This is a genomic window from Calidifontimicrobium sp. SYSU G02091 (assembly GCF_022631395.1).
Taxonomy (GTDB): Bacteria; Pseudomonadota; Gammaproteobacteria; order Burkholderiales; family Burkholderiaceae_C; genus Calidifontimicrobium; species Calidifontimicrobium sediminis.
The window spans coordinates 1-26649 of sequence record NZ_JALBGB010000032.1; the positions used below are offsets into that span (position 1 = coordinate 1).

26 protein-coding genes are annotated in these 26649 nt (G+C 70.8%); 14 read left to right on the top strand and 12 right to left on the bottom strand.

From position 1 onward, the window contains the following. The 6 genes from MOJ79_RS15775 to MOJ79_RS15800 form a co-directional block, all read right to left on the bottom strand. Positions 1-97: NAD(P)-binding domain-containing protein (locus MOJ79_RS15775; RefSeq protein ID WP_241925048.1), on the bottom strand; the 97-nt coding region annotated here is incomplete at its 3' end. Between the two features lie 65 nt (positions 98-162). Next, entirely contained in the window at positions 163-924 is a 762-nt protein-coding gene (locus MOJ79_RS15780; protein WP_241925018.1) for an HpcH/HpaI aldolase family protein, read from the bottom strand. Positions 925-958: 34 nt separating this feature from the next. After that, the gene (garD, locus tag MOJ79_RS15785; protein ID WP_241925019.1) at positions 959-2521 is read right to left on the bottom strand and encodes a galactarate dehydratase; all 1563 of its coding nucleotides are present in this window, start codon (positions 2519-2521) and stop codon (positions 959-961) included. A gap of 10 nt (positions 2522-2531) precedes the next feature. Then, positions 2532-3809 (bottom strand): enolase C-terminal domain-like protein, encoded by a 1278-nt coding sequence (locus tag MOJ79_RS15790; protein WP_241925049.1) that lies wholly within the window; start codon positions 3807-3809, stop codon positions 2532-2534. A gap of 106 nt (positions 3810-3915) precedes the next feature. Beyond that, positions 3916-4896 (bottom strand): Bug family tripartite tricarboxylate transporter substrate binding protein, encoded by a 981-nt coding sequence (locus tag MOJ79_RS15795; protein ID WP_442863136.1) that lies wholly within the window; start codon positions 4894-4896, stop codon positions 3916-3918. A 138-nt stretch (positions 4897-5034) separates the two neighbouring features. Then, positions 5035-5793 carry a FadR/GntR family transcriptional regulator gene (locus MOJ79_RS15800; RefSeq protein WP_336606336.1) on the bottom strand — a complete coding sequence of 253 codons (759 nt, stop codon included), beginning with the start codon at positions 5791-5793 and terminating at the stop codon, positions 5035-5037. Positions 5794-5961: 168 nt separating this feature from the next. On the opposite strand from MOJ79_RS15800, the gene MOJ79_RS15805 reads away from it, so the two are divergent. From MOJ79_RS15805 to MOJ79_RS15825, 5 genes are read left to right on the top strand one after another with little or no spacing between them, the layout of a single operon-like run. After that, complete coding sequence (locus tag MOJ79_RS15805; RefSeq protein WP_241925020.1) at positions 5962-6792, top strand: NAD-dependent epimerase/dehydratase family protein; 831 nt, start codon at positions 5962-5964, stop codon at positions 6790-6792. Positions 6793-6850: 58 nt separating this feature from the next. Next, a complete protein-coding gene (locus MOJ79_RS15810) occupies positions 6851-7828 on the top strand; it encodes a TRAP transporter substrate-binding protein (RefSeq protein ID WP_241925021.1) in 978 nt (325 codons plus the stop codon). 23 nt (positions 7829-7851) lie between these two features. Next, on the top strand, positions 7852-8391 hold the full coding sequence (locus MOJ79_RS15815; RefSeq protein ID WP_241925022.1) for a TRAP transporter small permease: 540 nt from the start codon (positions 7852-7854) through the stop codon (positions 8389-8391). A gap of 49 nt (positions 8392-8440) precedes the next feature. Further along, positions 8441-9724 carry a TRAP transporter large permease gene (locus tag MOJ79_RS15820; RefSeq protein ID WP_241925023.1) on the top strand — a complete coding sequence of 428 codons (1284 nt, stop codon included), beginning with the start codon at positions 8441-8443 and terminating at the stop codon, positions 9722-9724. A gap of 8 nt (positions 9725-9732) precedes the next feature. After that, complete coding sequence (locus tag MOJ79_RS15825) at positions 9733-10725, top strand: SMP-30/gluconolactonase/LRE family protein (protein WP_241925024.1); 993 nt, start codon at positions 9733-9735, stop codon at positions 10723-10725. A gap of 13 nt (positions 10726-10738) precedes the next feature. Here the strand turns inward: MOJ79_RS15825 and MOJ79_RS15830 are convergent, their stop codons facing one another. The 3 genes from MOJ79_RS15830 to MOJ79_RS15840 are packed head-to-tail and all read right to left on the bottom strand — an operon-like array spanning position 10739 to position 13334. Continuing rightward, complete coding sequence (locus MOJ79_RS15830) at positions 10739-11977, bottom strand: FAD-dependent monooxygenase (protein WP_241925025.1); 1239 nt, start codon at positions 11975-11977, stop codon at positions 10739-10741. A 44-nt stretch (positions 11978-12021) separates the two neighbouring features. Continuing rightward, a complete protein-coding gene (murU, locus tag MOJ79_RS15835) occupies positions 12022-12732 on the bottom strand; it encodes an N-acetylmuramate alpha-1-phosphate uridylyltransferase MurU (RefSeq protein ID WP_336606334.1) in 711 nt (236 codons plus the stop codon). A 26-nt stretch (positions 12733-12758) separates the two neighbouring features. After that, the gene (locus tag MOJ79_RS15840) at positions 12759-13334 is read right to left on the bottom strand and encodes a hemerythrin domain-containing protein (RefSeq protein ID WP_119354389.1); all 576 of its coding nucleotides are present in this window, start codon (positions 13332-13334) and stop codon (positions 12759-12761) included. Between the two features lie 200 nt (positions 13335-13534). Between MOJ79_RS15840 and tkt the strand changes: the two genes are divergently transcribed. From tkt to MOJ79_RS15860, 4 genes are all read left to right on the top strand, one after another. Then, positions 13535-15583, top strand: coding sequence for a transketolase (gene tkt, locus MOJ79_RS15845; protein WP_241925026.1), 2049 nt, complete (start codon positions 13535-13537; stop codon positions 15581-15583). A gap of 34 nt (positions 15584-15617) precedes the next feature. Further along, on the top strand, positions 15618-16616 hold the full coding sequence (gene gap / locus MOJ79_RS15850; protein WP_241925027.1) for a type I glyceraldehyde-3-phosphate dehydrogenase: 999 nt from the start codon (positions 15618-15620) through the stop codon (positions 16614-16616). 258 nt (positions 16617-16874) lie between these two features. Then, positions 16875-17099: a hypothetical protein gene (locus MOJ79_RS15855; protein ID WP_241925028.1), complete on the top strand. Its 225-nt coding sequence runs from the start codon at positions 16875-16877 to the stop codon at positions 17097-17099. Between the two features lie 43 nt (positions 17100-17142). Then, the gene (locus MOJ79_RS15860; RefSeq protein ID WP_241925029.1) at positions 17143-18846 is read left to right on the top strand and encodes a S8 family peptidase; all 1704 of its coding nucleotides are present in this window, start codon (positions 17143-17145) and stop codon (positions 18844-18846) included. Between the two features lie 38 nt (positions 18847-18884). Here MOJ79_RS15860 and MOJ79_RS15865 read toward each other — a convergent pair whose 3' ends face one another. Genes MOJ79_RS15865 through MOJ79_RS15875 form a run of 3 tightly spaced genes read right to left on the bottom strand, consistent with a single transcriptional unit; the run spans position 18885 to position 20651 of the window. Next, the gene (locus tag MOJ79_RS15865; RefSeq protein WP_241925030.1) at positions 18885-19166 is read right to left on the bottom strand and encodes a hypothetical protein; all 282 of its coding nucleotides are present in this window, start codon (positions 19164-19166) and stop codon (positions 18885-18887) included. Beyond that, complete coding sequence (locus tag MOJ79_RS15870; RefSeq protein WP_241925031.1) at positions 19163-20098, bottom strand: biotin--[acetyl-CoA-carboxylase] ligase; 936 nt, start codon at positions 20096-20098, stop codon at positions 19163-19165. The genes MOJ79_RS15865 and MOJ79_RS15870 overlap by 4 nt, the downstream gene beginning before the upstream one ends. Before the next feature lie 19 nt (positions 20099-20117). Next, a complete protein-coding gene (locus MOJ79_RS15875; RefSeq protein ID WP_119289096.1) occupies positions 20118-20651 on the bottom strand; it encodes an SET domain-containing protein in 534 nt (177 codons plus the stop codon). Positions 20652-20774: 123 nt separating this feature from the next. Between MOJ79_RS15875 and MOJ79_RS15880 the strand changes: the two genes are divergently transcribed. From MOJ79_RS15880 to MOJ79_RS15900, 5 genes are read left to right on the top strand one after another with little or no spacing between them, the layout of a single operon-like run. After that, positions 20775-23375 (top strand): DNA topoisomerase III, encoded by a 2601-nt coding sequence (locus MOJ79_RS15880; protein WP_241925032.1) that lies wholly within the window; start codon positions 20775-20777, stop codon positions 23373-23375. 5 nt (positions 23376-23380) lie between these two features. Next, positions 23381-23683 (top strand): DUF167 domain-containing protein, encoded by a 303-nt coding sequence (locus MOJ79_RS15885; protein ID WP_241925033.1) that lies wholly within the window; start codon positions 23381-23383, stop codon positions 23681-23683. Continuing rightward, the gene (locus MOJ79_RS15890) at positions 23680-24648 is read left to right on the top strand and encodes an AEC family transporter (protein ID WP_241925034.1); all 969 of its coding nucleotides are present in this window, start codon (positions 23680-23682) and stop codon (positions 24646-24648) included. The genes MOJ79_RS15885 and MOJ79_RS15890 overlap by 4 nt, the downstream gene beginning before the upstream one ends. Positions 24649-24703: 55 nt before the next feature. Beyond that, a complete protein-coding gene (locus MOJ79_RS15895; protein ID WP_241925035.1) occupies positions 24704-26017 on the top strand; it encodes a glutamate-5-semialdehyde dehydrogenase in 1314 nt (437 codons plus the stop codon). Positions 26018-26033: 16 nt separating this feature from the next. Further along, positions 26034-26579: a LemA family protein gene (locus MOJ79_RS15900; protein ID WP_241925036.1), complete on the top strand. Its 546-nt coding sequence runs from the start codon at positions 26034-26036 to the stop codon at positions 26577-26579. Positions 26580-26649: the final 70 nt, after the last annotated feature.

Genomic DNA, 26649 nt, shown 5'->3' on the forward strand with positions numbered 1-26649 from the left:
TGCTGCGCGTGTGCACGAACAGCTGGTGCCCGGCGCGGATCAGGTGGCCGCACATCGGCGCGCCCATGATGCCCAGGCCGATGAAGCCGAGTTGCATACTGGGTGTCTCCTTTCGCGGATGAAGGTTGGGGAAGCCGGCGGCAGCAGGAGTCGCCAGGGGTCTCAAGGGGCGCGCATGCGCTGCAGGATCTGCTGTGATCCGGCAGCCAGCAAGCGCGCATCGGAACTGACGGTGACGAAACGAAAGCCGCGCGCGGCCCTCGCGCGGGCTGCTTCGACGCTGCCGTTGTGGATGCCGGCGACCACGCCGTGCGCGTGCGCGCGCTCGAGGATGTGATCGATTGCCTGTGCGACCTTGGGCTCGACGTCGTCGAACGACGGTTTGCAGCCCAGCGACAGCGACAGGTCCGACGGGCCGACGTAGACAGCGTCCAGTCCTTCGACCGAGAGGATTGCGTCGATCTGGTCCAGGGCCTGTGCCGTTTCGATCATCGCGAAACGCACGATCGTTGCGTCGGCATGCGCAGGGTAGTCTGCGCCGCCGTACAGCTGCGCACGCACCGGGCCGAAACTGCGCGCGCCACGCGGGGCATACGTCGTCCACGCCACCAGACGCGCCGCGTCGTCGCGCGTGTTGATCATCGGACAGATCACGCCCCATGCGCCGGCGTCGAGCGTCTTCATCAGAAGACCCGGATCCAGCCAGGGCACGCGTACCAGTGGCTCGGTGGCGGTGGTGGAAATGGCCTGCAGCAGCGTGACCATGGCCTGGTAGTCGACGACGCCGTGCTGCATGTCCACCGTCAGCGTGTCCCAGCCCTGGTGCGCCATCACCTCGGCGGCAAAGGCGCTCGGGATGGCCAGCCAGCCGTTGACGGCGGTACGGTTTTCGCGCCACAGCTGGCGAAGGCGGTTTTCTCTCATGGAGGGATCCCTTCCAGGGCGACAAAAAGTTCGGTCAGGTCACAGGCGCGGGGTTGAACAGCGTCAGCGTGTTGTGCACGCCCCAGTGCTCGGCCCAGGTGCGCCGGCCGCTGGCTACCTCCAGCATCAGTTGCACGAGCTGCCAGCCGACCTCTTCGACGCTGGCTTGGCCGGTGGCGATCGGACCGGCGTCGAGATCGATCAGGTCGTGCCAGCGCCGGGCCAGCGCGCTGTGCGTGGCCACTTTGACGACCGGCACTGCTGCCAGGCCGTATGGTGTGCCGCGACCGGTAGTGAACACGTGCAGATTCATGCCGGCGGCCATTTGTAACGTGCCGCAGATGAAGTCCGACGCCGGCGTGGCGGCGAACACCAGGCCTCGCTGGTCGCGGCGCAGGCGTTCACCCGGCGCGAGTACGTGGGAGATCGGCGCGTGTCCACTCTTGACGATCGAGCCCATCGCTTTCTCGACGATGTTGGCCAATCCTCCGGCTTTGTTACCCGGTGTCGTGTTGGCGCTGCGATCGACGTGGCCGCGGCCGAGATACGCGTCGTACCAGGCGAGTTCGCGCACGATCGCGGTGGCGACGTCCGGCGTTGCGGCACGTGCGGTGAGTTGCTCGACGGCGTCGCGCACTTCGGTGTTCTCGCTGAACATCACGGTGGCGCCGGCGCGTACCAGCAAGTCGGCTGCCGCACCGACGGCCGGGTTGGCCGTCACCCCGGAAAAGGCGTCGCTGCCACCGCATTGCACGCCGACGACGAGCTCGCTGGCGGGCACCGTTTCTCGTCGCCTGGCGTTGAGCCGCTGCAGGTGCGGCTCGGCGGCTTCGACGATGGCATCGAGCATTGCACCGAAGCCGGCGTGGTCTTGGAGCCGCACGACGTGCAGGCCGCTGTCGTGCGGCACGTGCGATTGCACGGCGATCGTGCGCCCCGGCAGCAGCCGCTCGGGCTGCAGCTTTTCGCAGCCCAAGCTGACGACCAGCACTTCGCCCCCGAAATTGGGGTTTTGGCTGAGGTGGCGCAGCGTGCGGATCGGGATCGCCGCGTCTGGCGCGTCAATGGCCACGCCACAGCCGTAGGCGTGCTCGAGCGCGACGACGCCGTCGACGTACGGGTACTTCGGCAGCAGTTCACTGCGGATGCGGCGTACGGCGTGCTCGACGACGCCGGCCACGCACTGCACCGTGGTCGTCAGCGCCAGCAGGTTGCGCGTTCCGACCGAGCCGTCGGGGTTGCGGTAACCCTCGAAGGTCAGTCCTTGCAGCGGCTGCCACGCCGGCTGCGGGGCGGTGGCCACCGGCAAGCCGTCGAGGCTGCGCACTGCCGGCATCCGCAGCAGGCCGTCGTGGACCCAGGCGCCGGCGCGGATTGGCTGTTGGGCGTGGCCGATGACGACGCCGTAGCGGCGCACCTCGTCGCCTGCGGCCAGGTCGGTCAGCGCCACCTTGTGCCCGCGCGGTACGCGGTCGACCAGCGTGGGGCCGCCGGGCAGCACCGTGCCGGCTGCCAGGCCATCGTCGTCGACGACGATGGCGACGTTGTCGCGCGCGTCGCTGCGAATCACATGTGGCGGTCGGGCGTGGGCGGTCACTCGGGGTCTCTCAGCGCACCAGGCACGGGCGCTTGGGGTCGAAGCGCCAGCCCGGGATCAGGCTCTGCATGGCCAGCGCGTCGTCGCGAGCGTCCAGGCCGTGCTGCAGGTACAAGCGGTGGGCCTCGTCGACGGCGGCGTGATCGAGCTCGATGCCCAGACCCGGCCGCTGCGGCACGCGGATGCGCCCGCCTTCGATACGCAATGGTTGCTTCGTTAGGTGCTGTCCGTCCTGCCAGATCCAGTGGGTGTCGATCGCCGTGATGCGTCCCGGTGCGGCGGCAGCCACGTGCGTGAACATGGCCAGGCTGATGTCGAAATGGTTGTTCGAATGCGAACCCCAGGTCAGGCCCCAGTCGCGGCAGGTCTGTGCTACGCGCACGCTGCCGGTCAGGGTCCAAAAATGCGGGTCCGCCAGCGGAATGTCGACCGCCTGCAGGGCCAGCGCGTGCACCAGTTGCCGCCAGTCGGTGGCGATCATGTTCGTGGCGGTCGGCAGACCGGTGGCACGGCGGAACTCGGCCATCACCTCGCGGCCGGAAAATCCCCCTTCGGCACCGCACGGATCTTCGGCATAGGCGACGACGCCCCGCAGCCGCTGGCCCAGGCGCACCGCCTCGGCCAGTGACCAGGCACCGTTGGGATCCAGCGTGATGCGGGCATGCGGGAAACGCTCATGCAGCGCCGTCACCACCTCGACCTCGTCGTCACCCCGCAGGACGCCACCCTTGAGCTTGAAGTCCTCGAAGCCGTAGCGTGCCTTTGCGGCTGTGGCCAGTCGCACGACGGCGTCGGCGTCCAGCGCCGGCGTGTGGCGCAGGTGCAGCCAGTCGTCGGCGTCCTCGGCCTCCTCGCCGGGGCTGACATACGGCAGGCCGCTGCGCTGGCGGTCGCCGATGAAGAACAGGTACCCCAGCACCGGGACTTCGTCGCGCTGGCGGCCCTCGCCGAGCAGGTCGGCCACCGGTACCCCAAGATGCTGGCCGAGCAGGTCCAGCAGCGCCGATTCGAGTGCGGCGACGGCATGAACGGTGGTACGCAGGTCGAACGTCTGCAGTCCCCGGCCGCCGGCATCGCGGTCGGCGAAATGCTGCTGCACAGCGTTCAGCAGGCGGCGCAGCGCGCCGATGGGTTGGCCGACGAGCAGCGCTGCGGCGTCGTCGATGGTGCGGCGGATGACCTCGCCGCCGGGCACTTCACCGACGCCGGTGCGTCCGGCGCTGTCGGTGACGATGGCCAGGTTGCGCGTGAAGAACGGCGCGTGCGCCCCCGACAGATTGAGCAGCATGCTGTCGCGGCCGGCCACCGGCACGGCGTGCACCGAGGCGATGCGCGGTGTGTCGGTTGCGTCGACGCACGCTGGGGAGACAGACGGATCGTGCATCGTCGGCGTCTCAGTCTGCTTTGATGTTGCGGTCAGAGATGAGCTTCTGCCAGCGGACGTACTCGGCGGCCTGGAAGGCGGCGAACTGCTCGGGGGTGCTGGCGACGATCTCGAAGCCCAGCTCGAGCAGCTTGGGCCGGATCGCGGCATCGCCCAGCGCTGTGGCGATGGCCGCGCGCAGACGGTTCTTCAGCTCGGCGGGCATCCCGCGCGGGCCGGCCATTGCCTGCCAGGAATAGACGTCGACGCCGGCAATGCCGCTCTCCTTCAGTGTCGGCACGTCGGGCAGAAGCGGCGAGCGGCGGTCTGCGGTGATGGCCAGGGCGCGCAGTTTGCCAGCGCGGATCTGAGGTAGCGCGGTATTGATGTTCATGAACGAACCGTCGACTTGTGCTCCCAGCAGGTCTTGCATCGCTGGTCCGCCGCCCTTGTAGGGCACGTGCACGCCGCTGGTGCCGGTCTGCTGCCAGAACAATTCGGCCGTCAGGTGGTCGCTGCTGCCGTTGCCCGACGACGCGAACGTCATCTGGCCGGGTTTTGCTTTCAGGTGGACCAGCACGTCGGCAAGCGATTTGTGTGCACTGGCTGCCGGCACCACCAGCACGTTGGGTGCTTGCACGACGACACTGATCGGATCGAGGTCCTTGAGTGCGTCGTAGTTCACCTTGATCAAATGCGGCGCGATGACGAACGGCCCCAGCGACGACACGAGCAGCGTGTGCCCATCGGCCGGCGCGCGCGCCACGACACCGGCACCGACGGTGCCGGTGGCGCCGGCGCGGTTCTCGACGATCCACGTGCCGCCCAGTTGCTCCTGCAGCTTGGGCTGCAGCGTGCGCGCGATGAGGTCGGTCGAGCCGCCGGGCGGGAACGGCACGATCAGCGTCACTGGCTGCGACCCTGGCCAGGTGGCCGGGGTCTGGGCGAAGGCTGCGGGGGCGATTCCAGTGGCCAGCATGGCGGCCAGCGCGGTGCGGCGGGATGTGGTCATCGGTGAACCCTTTGGAATGGCGGGACTGAAGGCGCGTGTTCAGTGGCGGCGCGCAAGGTGGAGTCCAGTTATTTGTTGTATGTCATCGTACAACATGGGTTTGTGCTGTCAAGCCCGACCGGACCGGTCGGATTCGGCTCAGGGGGTGTCGGAGGTGCTGGCCTGTGCCTCGGCGGCGCGGCGGCGGCGCTCGCGGCTTTGTGCCAGGTGCATGCGCATCGCCGCGCGGGCGGCGTCGCTGTCGCCGCTGGCGATGGCTTCGTAGATGCTTTCGTGCTCGGCGTTGACGCGGCGCAGATACGCGCGGCGTTCCTCGCTCATTGTGCGGTCGGCGTCGAGGCGTGCGCGCGGGATGATGTTGGTGCCCAGGGTGCTCATCAGCTCGACGAAGTGCGGGTTCTGCGTCGCGCGTGCGATTTCAAGGTGGAACTGGAAGTCGGCGCCCACGGCGTCTTGCCCCTGTTCGTGCGCCGCCGCCAGCGCGTCGAGTGCGGTACGCATCGCACGCAGGTTGTCGTCGCTGCGGCGCTTGGCGGCCAGGCCGGCGGCCTCGGTCTCGACGCCGATGCGCAGTTCGAGCACGGCAATCACGTCGCGCAGCGTGGCCATCTGCTCGGGTCCGATGCGAAACGCTGCCCCTTCGGGGGGGGCGGCGACGAAGGTGCCGATGCCGTGTCGCGTCTGCACCAGCCCGGCGGCCTGCAGCTTCGACAGTGCCTCGCGCACGACCGTGCGACTGACGCCGAACTCGTGCATGACTTCGGCCTCGGTGGGCAACTTCTGCCCTGGTGCCAGCGAGCCGTCGCGGATGCGTTCGCCGATCGCCTCGACGAGTGCCAGTGCCAGCGTGCGCGCTTTGCGACGCGCAAGTTCAGGGTGGGCGGCGGTCGTGAGCAAAGGGTTTTCCCTCGCGTTCGGTGGGTTGACAGATGGGCGCGATCGAACCACGATTGTTGTACGACAACAGATCACTGAACGCAAGTCCCACTTCGCCGTACGCTGCCCGATCGCTGATGTCGCCCGGACGGACCGGGTGCGGCGCTCCACAGTGTGGCAGTCCGAGGAATGCCTGTGCCGATCGACCCCTGCTCCACGATCCGCTTTCGCCGTCTGCTGCTGACCGGTGCGGCCGGCGCGCTCGGGCGTGAACTGCGTCCGCGCCTGGCGCGCTATTGCGAGGTGCTACGAGTGTCCGACATGGCGCCACTGTCACCGGCCGGCCCTGGCGAGGAAGTCGTCATCGCTCGGCTCGAGGACAGGGCCGCCGTGCGGGCCCTGCTGGCAGGCATCGATGCGGTCGTGCACCTGGGCGGCGTGTCGGTCGAGCGGCCTTTCGAGGAAGTGCTGCCGGCCAACATCGTAGGCACCTACCACGTCTACGAGGCTGCTCGCGTGCACGATGTGCGGCGAGTCGTGTTCGCCAGCTCGAACCACGTCACCGGCTTCTACCGTCAGGGCGAGACCATCGATGCCGCGATGCCGGTGCGCCCCGACGGCTACTACGGCCTGTCCAAGGCATTCGGCGAGAACTTGGCGCAGTTTTACTGGGACCGCTACGGCATCGAAACGGTCAGTGTGCGCATCGGATCGGCGTTTCCCGAGCCGAAGGACCGACGCATGCTGGCCACCTGGTTGAGTTACGACGACCTGGAGCGGCTCGTCGTGGCCGCGCTGACTGCACCGGTGGTCGGCCACAGTGTGATCTACGGCATCAGCGACAACCCCCGTGCCTGGTATGACAACGGTCGTGCCCGCCACGTCGGCTACCGTCCGCAGGACTCGTCGGAACCCTTTCGGGCCGCGCTCGAGGCGCGCCAGCCTGTGCTCGACCGTGACGACCCGGCGGTGATCTACCAAGGGGGCACCTTTGTTAAGCAAGGGCCATTCGACGCCTGAACCCTGGGCCGCCACCCGCGGCGGTCCGATCCGCACCCCCACCCACGAGGAGACTTCCATGCCCCAACGCAGAGTACTGATGGCCGCGACGCTGGTCGCCATCGCCGCACCGCTGCTGGCCCACGCCCAATCGCTTGTGCTGAAGGCCGCCGACACCCATCCGGCCGGCTACCCTACCGTGGTGGCCGTCGAGAACATGGGCAAGAAGCTCGAGGCTGCGACCAACGGTCGCATCAAGCTGCAGATGTTCGCTGGCGCCGTGCTCGGACAGGAGAAAGAGTCGGTCGAGCAGACCCAGCTCGGCGCGATCCAGATCAACCGCATCTCACTCGGCGTCGTCGGTCCCATCGTGCCCGACGTGAACGTGTTCAACATGCCGTTCGTCTTCCGTGATGTCGCACACATGCGCAAGGTCATCGACGGACCGATCGGCGATGAGCTGCTGCAAAAGGTCACCGACAGTCCGGCGCGCCTGGTGGGCTTGGCATGGATGGACAGCGGCTCGCGCAGCCTGTACGCCAAAAAACCGGTGCGTACCCCCGAGGACCTCAAGGGCCTGAAGGTCCGCATGATGGGCAACCCGCTGTTCGTTGACACGATGAACGCGATGGGCGGCAACGGCATCAGTATGGCCTACGGCGAGGTGTTCTCGGCACTGCAGACCGGTGTCATCGACGGTGCCGAGAACAACCCGCCGAGCTATTTCACCGCCAATCACTACAACACGCCGGCCAAGTACTACGCCCAGACGCACCATCTGATCATTCCTGAGATCCTGGTGATGTCCAAGGTCACGTGGGACCGGCTGTCCAAGGACGACCAGGCGCTGGTCAAGCGGCTCGCCCGCGAGGCGCAAATGGAACAGCGTGAGCTGTGGGACCGCAGCGTAGCCGACTACACGGCCAAGCTCAAAGCCGCTGGCATCCAGTTCATCGACGTCGACACCCGGCCTTTCTACGAGGCCACGGCCCCGGTGCGCGCGAAGTACGGTGCGCAGTTCACCGACCTGATGAAGCGCATCGCCGACGTTCGCTGAAGCCTGCACCGCGCCGACGCTGCATGCCAGCCGCCGCCATGAAAGACTGCGTTCTGCGATTCAACGATGCGCTGTACCTCGGCTGCATCTGGGTTTCGGGCATCGCCATCGTGACGATGGCGGCCATCATTCCGTGGGGCATCTTCACGCGATACGTGCTCGGCACCGGCTCGCAGTGGCCGGAGCCGATCGCGATCCAGCTGATGGTGCTGTTCACCTTCCTTGGTGCTGCCGCCGCCTACCGCGCCGGCGCGCACATCGCGGTGGCGCTTCTGACCGAGCGTCTGCCTGCCCTCTGGCGGCGGCCGCTGCGCGGCTTGGTGCATCTGCTGATGCTGGCGGTGGCGATGTTCGTCGTTGTCTACGGTGCGCGGCTTTGCCTGTCCACTTGGGGGCAGGTCATCGGCCAGCTGCCCTGGCTGCCAGTGGGGCTGACGTACGTGCCGTTGCCGCTCGGTGGCTTGCTGACCGCGTGCTTCGTCATCGAACACATGCTGTTCGGCCCCCAGCACCTGCGTCGCGTCGTCGCCGTCGACGCGACGCCGCAGGACGTGGCGGGATGAATTCGGCGGCCCAGGCCCGTTTCCTGCGTTTCTTGCCATATCGCTCGACATGGACGCCCTGATCCTGCTCGGTTCGTTCGCCGCGCTGATCCTCATCGGCATGCCGGTGGCCTACGCGATGGGTTTGTCTGCGCTGATCGGCGCGCTATGGCTCGAGCTGCCGATCGACGCCGTGATGATCCAGCTCGCCGCTGGCGTCAACAAGTTCTCGCTGCTGGCCATCCCCTTTTTCGTGCTCGCCGGTGCGATCATGGCCGAGGGGGGAATGTCGCGCCGTCTGGTCGCCTTCGCGGCGGTGCTGGTGGGCTTCATCCGCGGCGGTCTGTCGCTGGTCAACATCCTGGCGTCGACCTTCTTCGGTGCCATCTCCGGCTCATCGATGGCCGACACGGCCTCGGTCGGCTCGGTACTGATCCCGGAAATGGCCAAGAAGGGTTACCCGAAAGACTTTGCCACCGCAGTCACCGTCAGCGGCTCGGTGCAGGCCATCCTGATTCCGCCATCGCACAACGCCATCATCTATTCGTTGGCGGCGGGGGGCACCGTCTCGATCGCGGCATTGTTCGTCGCCGGGGTTCTGCCAGGGCTGTTGCTCGGTCTCACGCTGGCTGCGCTGTGCCTGTTCACCGCGCGTCGCAGGGCCTTTCCGGCCGGCGAGCGCGTGCCGCTGCGCCAGGCGCTGAAGATCTGCGTCGAAGCGCTGTGGGGTCTGATGACGGTGGTCATCATCCTTGGCGGCATTCTGTCGGGCGTGTTCACCGCGACCGAGTCGGCGGCGATCGCCGTGCTGTGGGCCTTCTTCGTGACGATGTTCGTTTACCGCGATTACCGCTGGCGCGAACTTCCGCTGCTGCTGCACCGGGTCGTCAAAACGCTGGCCATCGTGATGATCCTCATCGGCTTTGCCGCCGCGTTTGGCTACATCATGACGCTGATGCTGATCCCGCAGCAGATCACCGCGGCTTTCACCAGCGTCAGCCAGCAGCCTTGGGTGATCCTGCTGATGATCAATGTGCTGCTGCTGTTGCTGGGCACACTGATGGACATGGCACCGCTGATCCTCATCATGACCCCGATACTGCTGCCGGTAGTCACGCAGATCGGCGTCGATCCGGTGCACTTCGGCATGATCATGATGGTCAACCTCGGCATCGGGCTGATCACCCCGCCGGTGGGCGGCGTGCTATTCGTCGGCGCGGCGATCGCACGGCTTCCGATCGAGACCGTGGCGCGTGCGCTGTTGCCATTCTTTGCCGCCATGCTGCTGGTGCTGGCGCTGGTCACCTATGTGCCGGCGATCTCGCTGGCACTGCCGCGCGCCTTCGGGCTGTAGAGGCCGCCATGTCGCAGCCGCTGCCGCCGCCGTCGTCGCCAGGCGTCGCATTCACGCCCTCTGTGCGTTGCCCCGACCCGCGCATCGAGGTGCTCCACGAGAGTTTCCTCGCCCTGCGGCTTTATTCGGCTTCGGTCGAGCAGCTGGCCACAGGCTGCCGCTGGAGCGAAGGGCCCGTCTGGTTCGGTGACGGGCGTTTCCTGCTGTGGAGCGACATCCCCAACGACCGCATCCTGCGCTGGGACGAATGCACCGGCACCGTGGGCGTCTATCGCCAGCCGTCGAACCACGCCAACGGCCTGGCGCGTGACCGCCAAGGCCGGTTGCTCGCTTGCGAGCACCGCACGCGCCGCGTCACGCGCACCGAGTACGACGGCAGCATCACCGTCTTGGCCGAGCGCTGGAACGGCAAGCGGCTGAACTCGCCGAACGACATCGTCTGTGCGCGCGACGGCAGCATCTGGTTCAGCGACCCGCTCTTCGGCATCGCCGGCTGGTGGGAGGGCGAGCCCGCGGCCAGCGAGACGCCATGGGCGGTCTACCGCATCGACGGGACCAGCGGGGCGCTGACGCGTGTCATCGACGACCTCGCCGCACCCAATGGCCTGGCGTTTTCGCCCGACGAGCGGGTGCTGTACGTTGTCGAGAGCCGTGCCGTGCCTCACCGGCGCATCTGGCAGTACGACGTCGGCGCCGACGGGTCGCTCACGAACAAGAGGCTTTTCGCCGACGCGCAGGGGCCGGGCGCGTTCGACGGCATCGCCGTCGACGCGTTGGGCAACGTGTGGTGCGGATTCGGCAGCAGCGGTGCACCGGGCGTCGATCCCGAGGGCCTCGACGGTGTGCGCGTCTATGATGCCGGCGGCCGTGCGATCGGCCACATCCACCTGCCCGAGCGTTGTGCCAACCTGTGCTTCGGCGGCATGCGGCGCAACCGCCTGTTCATGGCCGCCAGCCACTCGCTGTACGCGCTGTACGTCAACGTGCAGGGCGCGGTCTGAAGCGCCGGGGCGTTCAGCGGCGGCCGAACATCATCTGCCGCGCGAACAGCGACTTCAGCGGCCGCGCCGCCTGCAGCGCCGCGAGCGCCGCGCCGCGCGCGGCGGCCACGCCGGGCCAGGTCCACGTGAAGCTGCGCGCGAGGAAGTCGGTGACGGCGATCGTGCTCCAGCGGTCGGGCGCGCGCGCCCACTCGACGTGCGCCAGCGCGCGGTCGATCGCGCCGGCGTCGGCGACGTCGCGCAGCGCCTGCACCAGCGTGTAGGCGTCGCGCAGCCCCAGGTTCAGCCCCTGGCCGGCCACCGGGTGCAGCGTCTGTGCCGCGTTGCCGATGCGCACGGTGCGTCCGTCGACGAGCGTGCGCTCGGCGTTCAGGCCGAGTGCGAAGGCCTTCAGCGGCGACAGCGCGACGACGCGGCCGGCGGCGGTGGGCAGCAGGCTGTTGACGACGGCCACGCGCTGCGCGTCGGTCAGCTCGCGCACCGGGTCGTCGTCGCTGCCCACGCACCACACCATCGCCGCGCAGCGCGCGCTGTCGGCGCCGCCGGGCAGCGGCAGCAGCGCGAGCGGCCCGGCGCGCGTGAAGCGCTCGAACGCGACGCCTTCGGGTGCGCCGTCCATCGTCGCGGTGCCGACCCAGGCCGTCTGGCGGTAGTCGTGCGACAGCGCCTTGCGCGCCTGCTGCGCGAACACGCCGCCCTCGGCGACGACGGCGGCGTCGAAGCGCTCGGCGATGCCGGCGTCGACCTCGACGCCGCCGCCGGCCGCCGCGTCGAGCGGCTTGATCGCGGCCACCGGCGTGCCGAAGCGCGTGGCCAGCCGCTGCGGCTCGCGCTGCGCGTGCGCGAACCACGCCGCCTGCATCGGCGCGACGAGGGTGCCGTACGGCAGCACGGCGCCGAGCATCGGCACCGCCTCGTCGGCGGCGCGGATGCGCACCTCGGCCGCGCGCGCGTCGCCCCAAGGCAGCGTGAGCGTCGGCGGGGCCTGCGACACGTGCACCTCGACGATCGGCTGCGCGGCGGCGGCCGGCCACGCGCCCAACCGGCGCAGCAGCTGCACGCTGCCCAGCGACAGCGCGATCGTGCGCGGGTCGCGCGCGACGTCGTGTTCGACGCGGCGCGCGTCGAACAGCGAGACGTGCCAGCGCGGCAGCGCCTGCGCCGCGCGCAGCGCCAGCGCCAGCCCCGCGGGGCCGGCGCCGATCACGGCCAGCCGCAACGGGGCGTCGGGAGGGCGGGGCTGCGGTGTCATCGGTGCATTGTCGATCCGTGCGGGCGACAACGCCGGCCCGGCCTTCAGCCGCCCGCGGCGTCGAGGTCGGCCAGTCGCTCGGGCGTGCCGACATCGGTCCAGCGCCCGGCGTGACGCTCGGCGCCGAGGCGGCGGCGGTCGATCGCGGCCTCGAGGTAGGGGCGCAGCGGTGCCTTCGTGCCGACGGGCAGCGTGGCCATCAGTTCGTCGACGAACGTGTGGCGGAACAGGCCGATGCTGCTCCAGGTCAGCCGCGGCCGCGCGTCGCGGTCGGCCAGACCGTCGCGGATGCCGAAGTCGCCTTGCGGGTGGTGCGGCGGGTTGTCGACCAGCCACAGCCGCGCCCACTGGCCGCTCGCGACGACGTCGTCGACGAGCGTCGCGTCGAAGCCGAAGTCGGGCACGTGCACGTCGCCCGAGACGACCCAGAACGGGTCCGACAGCCACCGCCGCGCCTTCTTCATGCCGCCGGCGGTCTCGAGCGCGCCGCCGTGGTCGCGCCCTTCCGTCGAGTAGCGGATCGACAGGCCCCAGCGCGCGCCGTCGCCGAGCGCGGCCGGGAACTGCTCCTCGAGCCACGCCGTGTTGATGACGACCTCGCGCACGCCGGCGCGCGCGAGCGCCTCGAGGTGCCACTCGATCAGCCGCTTGCCGCGCACGCGCAGCAGCGGCTTGGGCGTGGCGTCGGTCAGCGGACGCATGCGCTCGCCGCGGCCGGCGGCTAGGATCAGCGCGGTGGGCGGCGGCGTCGACACGCCGTCAGTGTAGGGTAGGGGCGCCGTCAGCCCAGCCCGATCGGCGCCGGCGCGTGGTTGACGATGCGCTGGAACAGCGGGCGGTACTCGTCGCTCGGCTCGTGGCCCGTCAGCGGGTCGCGGTTGGCGGCGAATGCGGCGTCGAGCTCGGCCCAGTCGGCCTCGGTCAGCGTGCGCCGCGCCGCCGGCAGCACCTCGTGCTCCTCGAGCGCCATGTGCTGCAGGTAGAAGTCGAGGTAGCGCGCCAGCGCCTGCTCGAACGCGTCGCGGCGGCTCTCGCCCATCACCTCGAATGCGAGCAGCGCGTGCTCGAGGTCGCGGATCGCCTTCTCGCCGCGCGCGTGGTCGGCGTCGAGCCGCTCGAGCACCGGCGCGATCTCGGGCGCACGCGCACGCAGCTTCGGGAACAGCAGCTCGCTTTCCTTCGGGTGGTGCCGCCGCTCGGGAAACTCGTCGACGTAGAACAGCATCGCGCGCAGCACGTCGAAGTCGGGCAGGCGCTGCTCGCGCCGTGCCTGCGCGAGCAGCAGGCTCATCGAACGCAGCATCGCCGACAGTGCCTGGTGCTCCTGTTCGATCACGGTCAGCGTCAGGGGTCGCATCGTCGCTCTCCGTCGCCGGGCCTCCGGCAGCGGGTGCAGCATCGCACGGCCCGGCGCGCAAGGATTGAGCCATGTCAAGCCCGGTGCGCCCGCGGGGCCACACGATGCGGGCTTTGCGCGCCGCCGTGCTGCGCGCCGGTCGACCCGGGGCGCGCTCCTAGAATCCGGCTTTTCCCGCATCCGCCGTCGGCCCGCCGCCCATGTCTTCCGTCCTCGACCCCTCCCGCGTGGCCGCGGCCACCGACAAGCTGATGGCCGACGCGATCCGCGTGCTGGCGATGGACGCCGTGCAGCAGGCGCACTCGGGCCACCCCGGCGCGCCGATGGGCATGGCCGAGATCGCCGTCGCGCTGTGGGGCCGGCACCTGAAGCACAACCCGCTCGACCCGCACTGGGCCGACCGCGACCGCTTCGTGCTGTCCAACGGCCACGGCTCGATGCTGCTGTACGCGCTGCTGCACCTCACGGGCTACGACCTGCCGATGAGCGAGCTGCGCCACTTCCGCCAGCTGCACAGCAAGACGCCGGGGCACCCCGAGGTCGGCGTCACGCCGGGGGTCGAGACGACGACCGGCCCGCTCGGCCAGGGGCTGGCCAACGCGGTGGGCATGGCGCTGGCCGAGAAGCTGCTCGCCGCCGAGTTCAACCGTCCCGGCCATGACGTCGTCGACCACCGCACCTGGGTCTTCGCCGGCGACGGCTGCCTGATGGAAGGCATCAGCCACGAGGCCTGCGCGCTGGCCGGCGCGTGGAAGCTCGACAAGCTGGCCGTGATCTACGACGACAACGGCATCAGCATCGACGGGCCGGTCGCGCCGTGGTACGTCGACGACGTCGCGCTGCGCTTCGCCGGCTACGGCTGGCGCGTGATCGGGCCCGTCGACGGCCACGACGTCGCCGCGATGGACGCCGCGATCGCCGAGGCCAAGACGCCGTGCGGCAAGCCGACGCTGATCGTCGCGAAGACGACGATCGGCAAGGGCTCGCCCAACCGCGCCGGCAGCGCGAAGGCGCATGGCGAGGCGCTTGGCGCCGAGGAGGTCAGGCTCACGCGTGAGGCGCTGGGCTGGCCGCACGAGCCGTTCGTGATCCCCGAGGCGGTCTACGAGGCCTGGGACGCCAAGGCGTGCGGCGCGGCGGCGCAGACGGCGTGGGAGCAGCGCTTCGTCGCCTACCGCGCGGCGCACCCCGAACTCGCCGCCGAGTTCGAGCGCCGCATGGCCGGGCGGCTGCCGGCGAACTTCGCGCAGGTCGCCGTCGACGCGGCGGTGGCGGCGCACACGAAGGCCGAGACGGTGGCCACGCGCAAGGCGAGCCAGATCGCGCTCGAGGCGTTCACGAAGGCGCTGCCCGAGCTGCTCGGCGGCAGCGCCGACCTGACCGGATCGAACCTGACGAACACGTCGAGCACGCCGGCGCTGCGCTTCGACGCCGACGGCCGGCCCAACGGCGGCCGCCACATCAACTACGGCGTGCGCGAGTTCGGCATGGCTGCCGTGATGAACGGCGTCGCGCTGCACGGCGGCTACATCCCGTACGGCGGCACGTTCCTGACGTTCAGCGACTACAGCCGCAACGCGATCCGCATGGCCGCGCTGATGAAGCAGCGCGTCATCCACGTCTTCACGCACGACAGCATCGGGCTGGGCGAGGACGGGCCGACGCACCAGAGCGTCGAGCACGCGGCGAGCCTGCGGCTGATCCCGAACCTCGACGTCTGGCGCCCGGCCGACACCGCCGAGACCGTCATCGCGTGGACGATGGCGCTGGGCAACGCGACGCGCCCGAGCGCGCTGCTGCTGTCGCGCCAGAACCTGCCGTACGCGCCGAAGGCCGGCCTCGACGACATCGCCAAGGGCGCCTACGTGCTCGCCGAGCCGAGCGAGGTGGGCCTGCGCAGGAAGGCGCAGGCGGTGATCGTCGCCACCGGCAGCGAGGTGCAGCTCGCGCTGCACGCGCAGCAGCTGCTCGCCAACGAGCACGGCATCGCGGTGCGCGTCGTCAGCATGCCTAGCACGACGGTGTTCGACCGCCAGAGCACGGCCTACAAGACGGCGGTGCTGCCGCCGAAGCTGCCGCGCGTCGCGGTCGAGGCCGGCGTGACCGACTTCTGGTGGAAGTACGGCTGCGCCGCGGTCGTCGGCATCGACACCTACGGCGAGAGCGCGCCGGCCGCCGCGCTGTTCGAGCACTTCCACTTCACCGCGCGCAACGTCGCCGACACGGTGCGTCGGGTTCTGTCCCAGTGATCACCGCCACCCCTCGTCAACCAGGAGACTCTTCATGACCATCCGCGTAGGCATCAACGGTTTCGGCCGCATCGGGCGCATGGTGTTTCGCGCCGCCGTCAAGCACTTCCCCGACATCGAGGTCGTCGGCATCAACGACCTGCTCGAGCCCGACTACCTCGCGTACATGCTGAAGTACGACTCGGTGCACGGGCGCTTCCAGGGCGAGGTCGCCGTCGATGGCTCGACGCTGATCGTCAATGGCAAGAAGATCCGCCTGACCGCGGTGAAGGATCCGGCGCAGTTGGCCTGGGGCGACGTCGGCGCCGACGTCGTCGTCGAATCCACCGGCCTGTTCCTGACGCTCGACACCTGCCAGAAGCACCTCGACGCCGGCGCGAAGAAGGTCATCCAGAGCGCGCCCTCGAAGGACGACACGCCGATGTTCGTCTACGGCGTCAACCACGACACCTACGCCGGCCAGGCCATCGTCTCGAACGCGTCGTGCACGACGAACTGCCTCGCGCCGGTGGCCAAGGTGCTTAACGACCACTTCGGCGTCAAGCGCGGCCTGATGACGACGGTGCACGCCGCCACCGCGACGCAGAAGACGGTCGACGGCCCGAGCAACAAGGACTGGCGCGGCGGCCGCGGCATCCTCGAGAACATCATCCCCAGCAGCACCGGCGCTGCGAAGGCGGTGGGCAAGGTGATCCCGGCGCTGAACAAGAAGCTCACCGGCATGGCGTTCCGCGTGCCGACCTCCGACGTCTCGGTCGTCGACCTGACCGTCGAGCTGAACAAGGAGACGACGTACGAGGCGATCTGCGCCGCGATGAAGGCCGCCAGCCAGGGCGCGATGAAGGGCGTGCTCGGCTACACCGAGGACAAGGTCGTGGCCACCGACTTCCGCGGCGAGACCTGCCCGAGCGTGTTCGACGCCGAGGCCGGCATCATGCTCGACCCGACCTTCGTCAAGGTCGTCTCGTGGTACGACAACGAGTACGGCTACTCGTGCAACCTGCTCAACATGGTGCGCGTGATCGGACGCTGAGCGCGTCGCTCTCATGTCAAGAGGGCCGCCACGTGGCGGCCCTCGCCGCTTGTGGCGCGGCACACGGTGACGCCCCGTGCGCGCGGCCGCCTGTCACGCACAGCGGTCACAATCGGGCGACCGTGCGGCCGCTGTCCCCGATGTCCGTCCCCTCCCGCCATCGATCCGCGCTCGCGGCGCTGTCGCTGCTCGTCGCGCTGTCGGGCTGCGCGCACGAGATGCCGCCGTCGCCGCGCCTCGTGCTGACCGCTGCCGTCGGTGCGCCGTACGGCGACGCGCTGCGCGCGGCCGTCGCGGCGCGTGCCGGTCACGGTGTGGGCACCGGTCGACGCGCGCACCGTCGGTCTGCGGCTCGACTGCCGCGGCGACGCGTGCGCCGCCGCGATCGAGCGCCTGCGCGCCGACCGCGCCCTCGTGGCCGACCTGCGGCTCGACGAGCGCCAGCGCGTGCCGCCGCCACCGCCGCCCGGCACCGCGCGTTGACCGACCCACGACCCCGGCGGCCCAGCAGCAAGGGAACCCGACGATGCGCCGATGGATTTTCACGACGTGGGCTGCGTTGCTCGCGTGCACCCTGGCGGTGATGACCGCGACGGCGGCCGAACGCGGCCCGTCGCGGCCACGGCCGGCACCGGGCGTCGAACCGGCGCCGGTGGCGCGCGTGATCGTGCGCTTCCGCGACGACGTGGCGCTCGAGCGCGAGCGCACCGCGCGCGCCGGCGTCGTCGCGCCGCTGCGCATGGCACGCGCGCTCGGCGAGCGCCACGGCTTCGCGCTCGCCGACGGGCCGAGCCCGGCGCCGCGCACGCAGGTCGTGCTCGCCCGTGACGTGCCGGCCGACGTGCTGGCGGCCCGCCTGCGCGCCGACCCGCTCGTCGCGTGGGTGGAGGTCGACCAGCGTCAGCGCATTGCGCAGACCGCGGTGGCGCCGGACGATCCGCTGTACGACGACGGGCAGCCGGCGCCGATGCCGGCGGTTGGCCAGTGGTACCTGCGGACGCCGAACGCGACCGAGGTCGCGGCGATCGACGCGCCGGCCGCGTGGGCCGTCACGCAAGGGGCCGACGGCATCGTCGTCGCCGTGATCGACACGGGTGTGCGCTTCGACCATCCGGATCTGGCCGGCAAGCTGCTTCCGGGGTACGACTTCGTCTCGTCCGACAGCGACGGCGTGTTTCTCACCGCCAACGACGGCGACGGCTGGGATCCCGATGCGAGCGACCCGGGCGACTGGATCACCACCGACGAGAACGCGAGCGGCTTCTTCGCCGGGTGCGGCGTCTCCAACAGCAGCTGGCACGGCACCCAGACCGCAGGCCTCGTCGGCGCACTGACCGACAACGCGGTCGGGATGGCCGGCACGGGCTGGCGCCTGAAGGTGCTGCCGGTGCGCGCGCTCGGCAAGTGCGGCGGCTACGTGTCGGACATCGCGGCGGCGATCCGCTGGGCGGCGGGCTTGCCGGTCGACGGTGTGCCGACGAACCCGAACCCGGCGCGCGTGATCAACCTGAGCCTGGGCTCCGCGAACCCGTGCAGCAGTACCTACCAGAGCGCGATCGACGAAGTGCGCTCGATCGGCGTCGTCGTCGTCGCCGCGGCGGGCAATGAAGGCGTCGCAGTGAACCAGCCGGCCAACTGCCGCGGCGTCGTCGCGGTGGCCGGCGTGCGGCACGTCGGCACCAAGGTCGGCTACTCGAACCTCGGCCCCCAGGTCGCGCTGGCGGCGCCGGCGGGCAACTGCGTCAACCTGTCTGGCGAGTGCCTCTACCCGCTGGTCACGACTTCGAACGACGGCACCACCGTGCCCGGGAGCTCGATCTACACCAGCAGCGGCGACGACGCGACGCTCGGCACCAGCTTCGCGTCGCCGCTGGTCGCGGCGACGGCGGGTCTGATGCTGTCGGTGCAGCCGCAACTGCGCCCGAGCACGGTCGGCGACCGGCTCAAGGCGAGCGCGCGGCCGTTCCCGTTCGACCCCACACTGCCGACGTGCACGGTGCCGAGCGGTTTCGACGACGTGCCGCAGCTCGAGTGCAACTGCACGACGACGACCTGCGGTGCCGGCCTGCTCGACGCCGGTGCCGCGGTCGCGCTCGCCCTCGAGCCGCAAGTCTCGAGCGGCGGGGGCGGTGCGGCGCACCCGGGGTGGCTGCTCGGCCTCGTCGCGGCGACATGGCTCCTGCGCCGACAAGGTCGGCGTGCGCCCACTGCCGAACCGGCCGCCGACTGAGGGCCTCGCGGCGGCTTGGTTACAGCCGCCGCGGGCGGTCAGGGCGTGCGCGCGGCCGGGGCTGCGCCGTTGCCCGGTGCCGACGCGGCCGGCTCCGAGGCCGCGTCGGCCACGCCCGATGCCGGCTCGGACGCGGCGGCGGCCGTCAGCGGCGCTTCCGTCACGACGCGCACCGCATCGGCGTTGACCTGCCGCTGCAGCCGCTGCGGATCGCGCGGGCCGTCGGTGGCGACGCCCAGCGGCGCCGGCAGCCAGCCGGCGTTCCACGCGTACAGCGCGACGTTGACGAGCAGCAGCAACAGCACGAGCCAGCGCATCACGTCGGCGCTCCGTCCTGCGGCCGCACGCGGACTTCGCCGCTGGCGATCTCGTGCACATGGCCGTCGGGCGCGCGCACGCGCAGCGCGCCCGTGGCCGTCACGCCGAGCGCGATGCCCTGCGGCACCGCGGGCGACGCCGTCGTCACCGGCCGGTCGCGCAGCAGGTCGCGGCGCGCGAAGCCTTCGGCGAAGGCGGCGAAACCCTCGCGCTCGTAGCGCACCAGCGCGCGCGCGAGCGGCAGCGCGACGCGGTGCAGCGTCGCAGGCACGGTGAGGCCGGCGTCGAGTTCTTGCAGGCACGCGTAGCCGGTGTCGAGCCCGTCGAGGGCCTGCGGCGCCACGTTGAGCCCCACGCCGATCACGGCCATGCGCAGCCGGCCGACGGCCACCGTCTCGATCAGGACGCCGCCGAGCTTGCGGCCGCGTCCGGGCGCGTCGAGCAGCCACAGGTCGTTGGGCCACTTGAGGCCGATGCGCGGCGCAGCGCCGTGCGCCGGCGGATCGAGTGCGTCGGCCAGTGCGACGCCGACCGCCAGCGACAGCCCCGACCAGTCGGCCGGCGCCAGCGGCAGCGCGAGCGAGAACGTCAGCGACGCGCCGCGCGCCGACTGCCATGGCCGTCCGTGCCGACCGCGCCCCTGCATCTGGTCCTCGGCGACGAGCAGGCAGGGCTGCGTGTCGACGGCGCGACGGCCGAGCGGCGGCGTCGGCGTCGCGGCGTCGGCGGCATCGGCCAGCGCGCCCGGTGCCGTGACCGGCTGGTCGGGCCAGCCGCTCGACGCCCGCGCGCGCTCGACGAGCACGGTGTTGGTCGAGTCGCAGCGTGCGATGACCTCGACCGAGATGCCCGGCAGCACGGCCCACAGCCGCTCCCACAGCGACTCGACGTCCCAGGCGATCACGCCAGTGGCGGACAGCGGACCCTCCCGCATGGCGGCGCGTGCGGGGCGCTCAGCGCTTGGGCGCCAGCATCGTGCCGCGACAGCGCGGCTGGCCGCAGTGGCAGGCGAACTGCTTCTTGACCTTCGGCGTGTGGCGGCCCTCGAGCATCAGCCGGTAGTCGTAGAACAGTTCCTCGCCGGGCGCGATGTCGCGCAGCGCCTTGACGAACACGCGACCGTCGACTTCGTCGGCCTCGCAGTTCGGCTCGCACGCGTGGTTGATCCAGCGCGCCGCGTTGCCGCGCCGTGAGCCGTCGATCACGCGGCCGTCGTCGATGTGGAAATAGAACGTGTGGTCGGGGTTCGACGGGTCGTGCGGGTGGCGGCGCACCGCCTCCTTCCACGAGATGACCTCGCCCTTGTACTCGATGATCGTCGTGCCGGCCGGGATCGGGCGCAGCGCGAACACACCCTTGCCGTGCACGCCCGAGCGCCGCACCTGGATGCGCCGCCCGCCCGGCCGCGCGTCGGTGCGGCCGGCGTCGTGGTGGACGGCGCGGCGCAGTGCAGGGCCGGCGCCGTCGGGTTGCGGGGTCTTCTTCATTCGGTACATTGATTCCATGGGCGCGCGCGTGCGTGTGTGCGTGCGCGCGAGGACGGCGGATTGTAGGCACGCCGTCCCCGGCGGCGCCGCGTGCGCCGCGCCCGCGGCCCCGACGACGAGACCATGAGCAAAGCCCTCATCATTGCCGAGAAGCCCAGCGTCGCGCAGGACATCGTGCGCGCGCTCACGCCCGTGGCGGGCAAGTTCGAAAAGCACGACGACCACTTCGAGAACGAGCGCTACGTCGTCACCTCGGCGGTGGGGCACCTGGTCGAGATCAAGGCGCCCGAGGAGTACGACGTCAAGCGCGGCAAGTGGAGCTTCGCGCACCTGCCGGTGATCCCGCCGCACTTCGAGCTCGCGCCGATCGACAAGGCCAAGAGCCGGCTCAATGCGATCGTCAAGCAGATCCGGCGCAAGGACGTCAGCGAGATCATCAACGCCTGCGACGCCGGGCGCGAGGGCGAGCTGATCTTCCGCCTGATCGTGCAGTACGCGGGCAGCGAGAAGAAGCCGGTCGACAAGCCGATCAAGCGGCTGTGGCTGCAGAGCATGACGCCGCAGGCGATCCGCGACGGCTTCGCGCAGCTGCGCGACGACCGCCAGATGCAGGGTCTGGCCGCCGCCGCCCGCAGCCGCAGCGAGGCCGACTGGCTGGTGGGCATCAACGGCACGCGCGCGATGACGGCGTTCAACTCGCGCGACGGCGGCTTCTTCCTGACCACCGTCGGGCGCGTGCAGACGCCCACGCTGTCGATCGTCGTCGAGCGCGAGGAGAAGATCCGCAAGCACGTCGCGCGCCCGTACTGGGAGGTCAAGGCCACCTTCGACGCGCAGGCCGGGCAATACGACGGCAAGTGGTTCGACCCGGCGTTCAAGAAAGGCGACGACCCCGACGTGCGCGCCGACCGCGTGTGGGACGAGGCTGCCGCGCAGGCCATCGCCGACGCGTGCCGCGGCCAGCCCGCGCGCGTCGTCGAGGAGGCCAAGCCGAGCTCGCAGGCCAGCCCGCTGCTGTACGACCTGACGACGCTGCAGCGCGAGGCCAACTCGCGCTTCGGCTTCAGCGCGAAGACGACGCTCGCGCTGGCGCAGGCCCTCTACGAGAAGCACAAGGTGCTGACCTACCCGCGCACCGACTCGCGCCACCTGCCCGAGGACTACCTCGGCGTCGTCAGGAAGACCTTCGAGACGATCGCCGACGAGGACCTGCCCGGCCCGCTGCGCGACCTCGCGAAGCACGCGCGCTTCGCGCTCAACGAAGGCTACGTCAAACCGAGCAAGCGCGTGTTCGACAACGCGAAGGTGTCGGACCACTTCGCGATCATCCCGACGCTGCAGGCGCCGAAGGCGCTGACCGAGGCCGAGGCCAAGCTGTACGACCTCGTCGTCAAGCGCTTCCTCGCCGTGTTCTACCCGAGCGCCGAGTACCTGGTCACGACGCGCACGAGCACCGTCGAGCGCGACGGCCGGGCCTACGCCTTCCAGACCAGCGGCAAGGTGCTCGTCAACCCCGGCTGGCTCGCCGTCTACGGCAAGGAGGCGCAGGAGGAGGACGCGAACCTGGTGCCGGTGCAGCCCGGCGAGGTCGTGAGGACCGAAAGCGTCGAGGTCGTGGCCCTCAAGACGCGCCCGCCGGCGCGCTACACCGAAGCGACGCTGCTCAGCGCGATGGAAGGCGCGGGCAAGCTGATCGACGACGACGAGCTGCGCGAGGCGATGGCCGAGAAGGGCCTGGGCACGCCGGCCACGCGCGCGGCGATCATCGAAGGGCTGATCGCCGAGAAGTACCTCGTGCGCGAGGGCCGCGAGCTGGTGCCCACCGCGAAGGCGTTCCAGCTGATGACGCTGCTGCGCGGGCTCGGCGTCGAGGACCTGACTCGCCCCGAGCTGACCGGCAACTGGGAGTACCAGCTCGCGCAGATGGAGCACGGCAAGCTCTCGCGCGAGGCCTTCATGGCCGAGATCGCGAAGATGGCCGAGCGCATCGTCAAGAAGGCCAAGGAGTACGACCGCGACACGATCCCCGGCGACTACGCGACCCTCGCCACGCCTTGCCCGAACTGCGGCGGCGTCGTCAAGGAGAACTACCGCCGCTTCGTCTGCACCGGCCGCGACGGCGGTGAAGGCTGCGGCTTCTCGATCACGAAGATCCCGGCCGGCCGTCCGTTCGAGATCGCCGAGGCCGAGGCCTTGCTGCGCGACAAGAAGATCGGCCCGCTCGAGGGCTTCCGCTCGAAGGCCGGCTGGCCGTTCACCGCCGAGCTGCGCCTCGTGCACGACCCCGAGATCGCCAACTGGCGGCTCGAGTTCGACTTCGGCGAGGACGCGAAGCAGGCCGAGGGCGCCGGCGAGCCGGTCGACTTCTCGGGCCAGGCCTCGCTCGGGCCCTGCCCGAAGTGCAAGGGCCACGTCTACGAGCACGGCACGAGCTACGTGTGCGAGCACGCCGTCGGGCCGCACCCGACCTGCGACTTCAAGAGCGGCAAGATCATCCTGCAGCAGCCCGTCGCGCGCGAGGAGATGAGCAAGCTGCTGGCCACCGGCAAGACCAGCCTGCTGGAGAACTTCGTCTCGAACAAGACGCGGCGCAAGTTCAAGGCCTACCTCGCGTGGGACGCGAAGGAAGGCAAGGTCGGCTTCGAGTTCGAGCCGCGCCCCGCGAAGGCGCCGGCCAAGAAGGGTGCGGCGAAGAAGGCCGCGGCGAAGCCGGCCGGCGCGTAGCGGTCATGCCTTCCTGCCTGACGCCGCACGGCGGCGCGAGCCGGCTCGCCGTTGCCGTGGTGCCCAACGCGCGCACGTCGGCCGCCGACGGCCTGCACGACGGCGCGCTGCGCGTGCGGCTGGCCGCGCCGCCGGTCGACGGCCGCGCCAACGAGGCGCTGCGGGCCTGGCTCGCGGCGCAGCTGCACGTGCCGCAGCGCGCGGTGCGGCTCGTGCGCGGCGCGTCGTCACGGCGCAAGTGGGTCGAGATCGACCTGCCGCCGGCCGACGTCGAGGCGTGGCTCGCGCGCGTGCTGGAGGCGGCGTGACCGCGGCGATCTACGCCAAGCTGGCGGCGATCTTCGCCACCATCGCGCTGGGCTGGGTCGCGGCGCGCGCGCGCTGGCTCGGCGACGCGCACGGCGGCACCGCGGTGCGCGTGCTGTCGGCGGCGGCGTTCAACCTGTTCGTGCCGGCACTGCTGTTTCGCACGATGGCGAGGCTCGAGCTGGCGGCGCTGCCGTGGCGCACGCTGGCGGCGTACTTCGTGCCGGCGTGCACGTGGCTGCTCGCGGTGTACTGGGTGCAAAGGCGCGCGGCGGCCGCGCACGGCCCGGCGGCGCCCGCTACGCGCGCGATCGGCGCGACCTACGGCAACGCGCTGCAGCTGGGCATCCCGCTGGCCGCGGCGCTGTTCGGCGAGGTCGGGCTGGGCATCCACATCGCGCTGGTCAGCGTGCACGGGCTGATCCTGCTGACGATGCTGACCGTGCTCGTCGAGAGCGACCTCGCGCGCGTCGACCACCGTGCGACCTGGGGCTCGACGCTGCGCTCGACGGTGCGCAACACCGTCGTCCACCCCGTCGTGCTGCCGGTGCTCGCCGGGCTGGCGTGGAACCTGGCGGGCTTCGGGCTGCCGGGCGTCGTCGACGAGGCGCTGCGCGGGCTCGGCGCCGCGGTGGTGCCGGTGTGCCTGGTGCTGATCGGCGCATCGCTGCACGCCTACGACCTCAAGGGCAGGCTGGCCGGTGCAGCGGCGCTCGCGGCGGTCAAGCTGCTCGGGCTGCCGCTGGTCGTGCTCGCCGTCGCGCACTGGGGCTTCGGGCTCGAGGGCACGCCGCTGGCGGTCGTCGTGATGATGGCCGCGCTCCCGGTGGGCAGCAACGCGCTGCTGTTCGCACAGCGCTACGGCACGCTGCAGGCCGAGGCCAGCGCGGCGATCGTGCTGTCGACGCTGGCCTTCGTCGCATCGGCCACGCTGTGGCTCGCGGTGCTGGGCTGGATCGGGCGCTGAGCGCCGGCGCGCGCCGCGGCGCACGCGCCGCCGGGGCTTTGCGACAATCGGCGCGATGAACGCTCCAGAAGCCCTCGCGACGACGCCGGCTCCCGCAGCGGCGACGCACGCGCTGATGCAGCGCCTCGGCGCGGCCGCACGCAGCGCCGCGGCGCGTATGGCCGCCGCACCGACGGCGGCCAAGGACGCCGCGCTGCGCGCGCTCGCGCGCCGGCTGCGCGACGACGCGGCGGCGCTGCAGGCCGCCAACGCGCGCGACATCGCCGCGGCCGAGGCGGCCGGTCTGGCCGCACCGCTCGTCGACCGCCTGCGGCTGACGCCGAAAGTCATCGCGACCGTGGCCGAGGGCTGCGAGCAGATCGCCGCGATGCCCGACCCGGTCGGCGAGATCGGCGACGTCAAGCGGCGCCCGAGCGGCATCAGCGTCGGGCGCATGCGCGTGCCGATCGGCGTATTCGGGATGATCTACGAGAGCCGCCCGAACGTGACGATCGAGGCCGCGTCGCTGGCGATCAAGAGCGGCAACGCGTGCATCCTGCGCGGCGGCTCGGAGGCGATCCACTCCAACGTCGCGCTGTGGAAGGCGGTGCAGGCGGCGCTGGATGAAGCCGGCCTGCCGCCGCAGGCCGTGCAGCTCGTCGAGACGACCGACCGCGCCGCGGTCGGGCACCTGATCGCGATGCCCGAGTTCGTCGACGTCGTCATCCCGCGCGGCGGCAAGGGCCTGATCGAGCGCATCAGCGCCGAGGCGAAGGTGCCCGTCATCAAGCACCTCGACGGCAACTGCCACGTCTACGTCGACGCCGAGGTCGACCTCGAGCTGGCGGTGAGGGTCACCGACAACGCGAAGACGCAGAAGTACAGCCCGTGCAACGCCGCCGAGTCGCTGCTCGTGCACGCGAAGCAGGCCACGGCGTTCCTGCCGCGCATCGGCGCCGTGTTCGCCGCCAAGGGCGTCGAGATGCGCTGCTGCCCGCGCAGCAAGGCGCTGCTGCAGATGGTGGCCGGCGCGCGCGTCGTCGACGCGACCGAGCAGGACTGGGCCGAGGAGTACCTCGCGCCGGTCATCAGCGTCAAGGTCGTCGACTCGCTCGACGAGGCGATCGCGCACGTCAACCGCTACGGCTCGCACCACACCGACGCGATCCTGACGACCAACCACCCGAACGCGATGCGCTTCCTGCGCGAGGTCGATTCGGCGAGCGTGATGGTCAACGCGAGCACCCGCTTCGCCGACGGCTTCGAGTACGGTCTGGGCGCCGAGATCGGCATCAGCACCGACAAGCTGCATGCGCGCGGTCCGGTCGGCCTCGAGGGGCTGACCTCGCTGAAGTGGATCGTGCTCGGCCAGGGCGAGGTGCGCGGCTGAGACCCGCGCCGGCCGCATGACCGCGGGCGAGGTGCTGCCGGTCGGCGTCGTCGCGGTGCTGGCGCTGTGGATGTTCGGCGCCTACAACCGCCTCGTCGCGTTGCGCCACGCGATCCACGCGGCCTGGGGCCAGATCGACGAGCAGCTGCGCCGCCGCGGCGACGCGCTGCCGCGGCTGGTGCAGGCGCTGCGTACGCCGCTGGTGGCCGAGGCGCGCGCGCTCGACGCCGTCGTCGAGGCGCACGCGCAGGCGCAGGCGGCGGCCGAGCGCGTCGCGCGCAAGCCGACGGCCCCCGACGCGCTGCCGGCGTTCGCGCGTGGCGACGCGGCGCTGTCGTCGGCGATCGAGCGGCTGCTCGCACTCGTCGACCAGCAGCCTGCGCTGCGTGAGCACGACGACGTCGCCGCGCTGCTGCGCGAGCTGCACGACGCCGACCTGCGCATCGCGTTCGCGCGCACCGCGTTCAACGACGCGGTCGACGCCTACAACGCCGCGATCGCGCAGTTCCCGACACGGCTGCTCGGGCCGCTGTACGGGTTCGCTGCCGCGACGCGCTGGTAGCGTCGCGCCGGCTCTCGGGACATTCCCCGATTTCGCGTCGATCGGCGCCTGCAGGGTTTGTGGCCGTTGG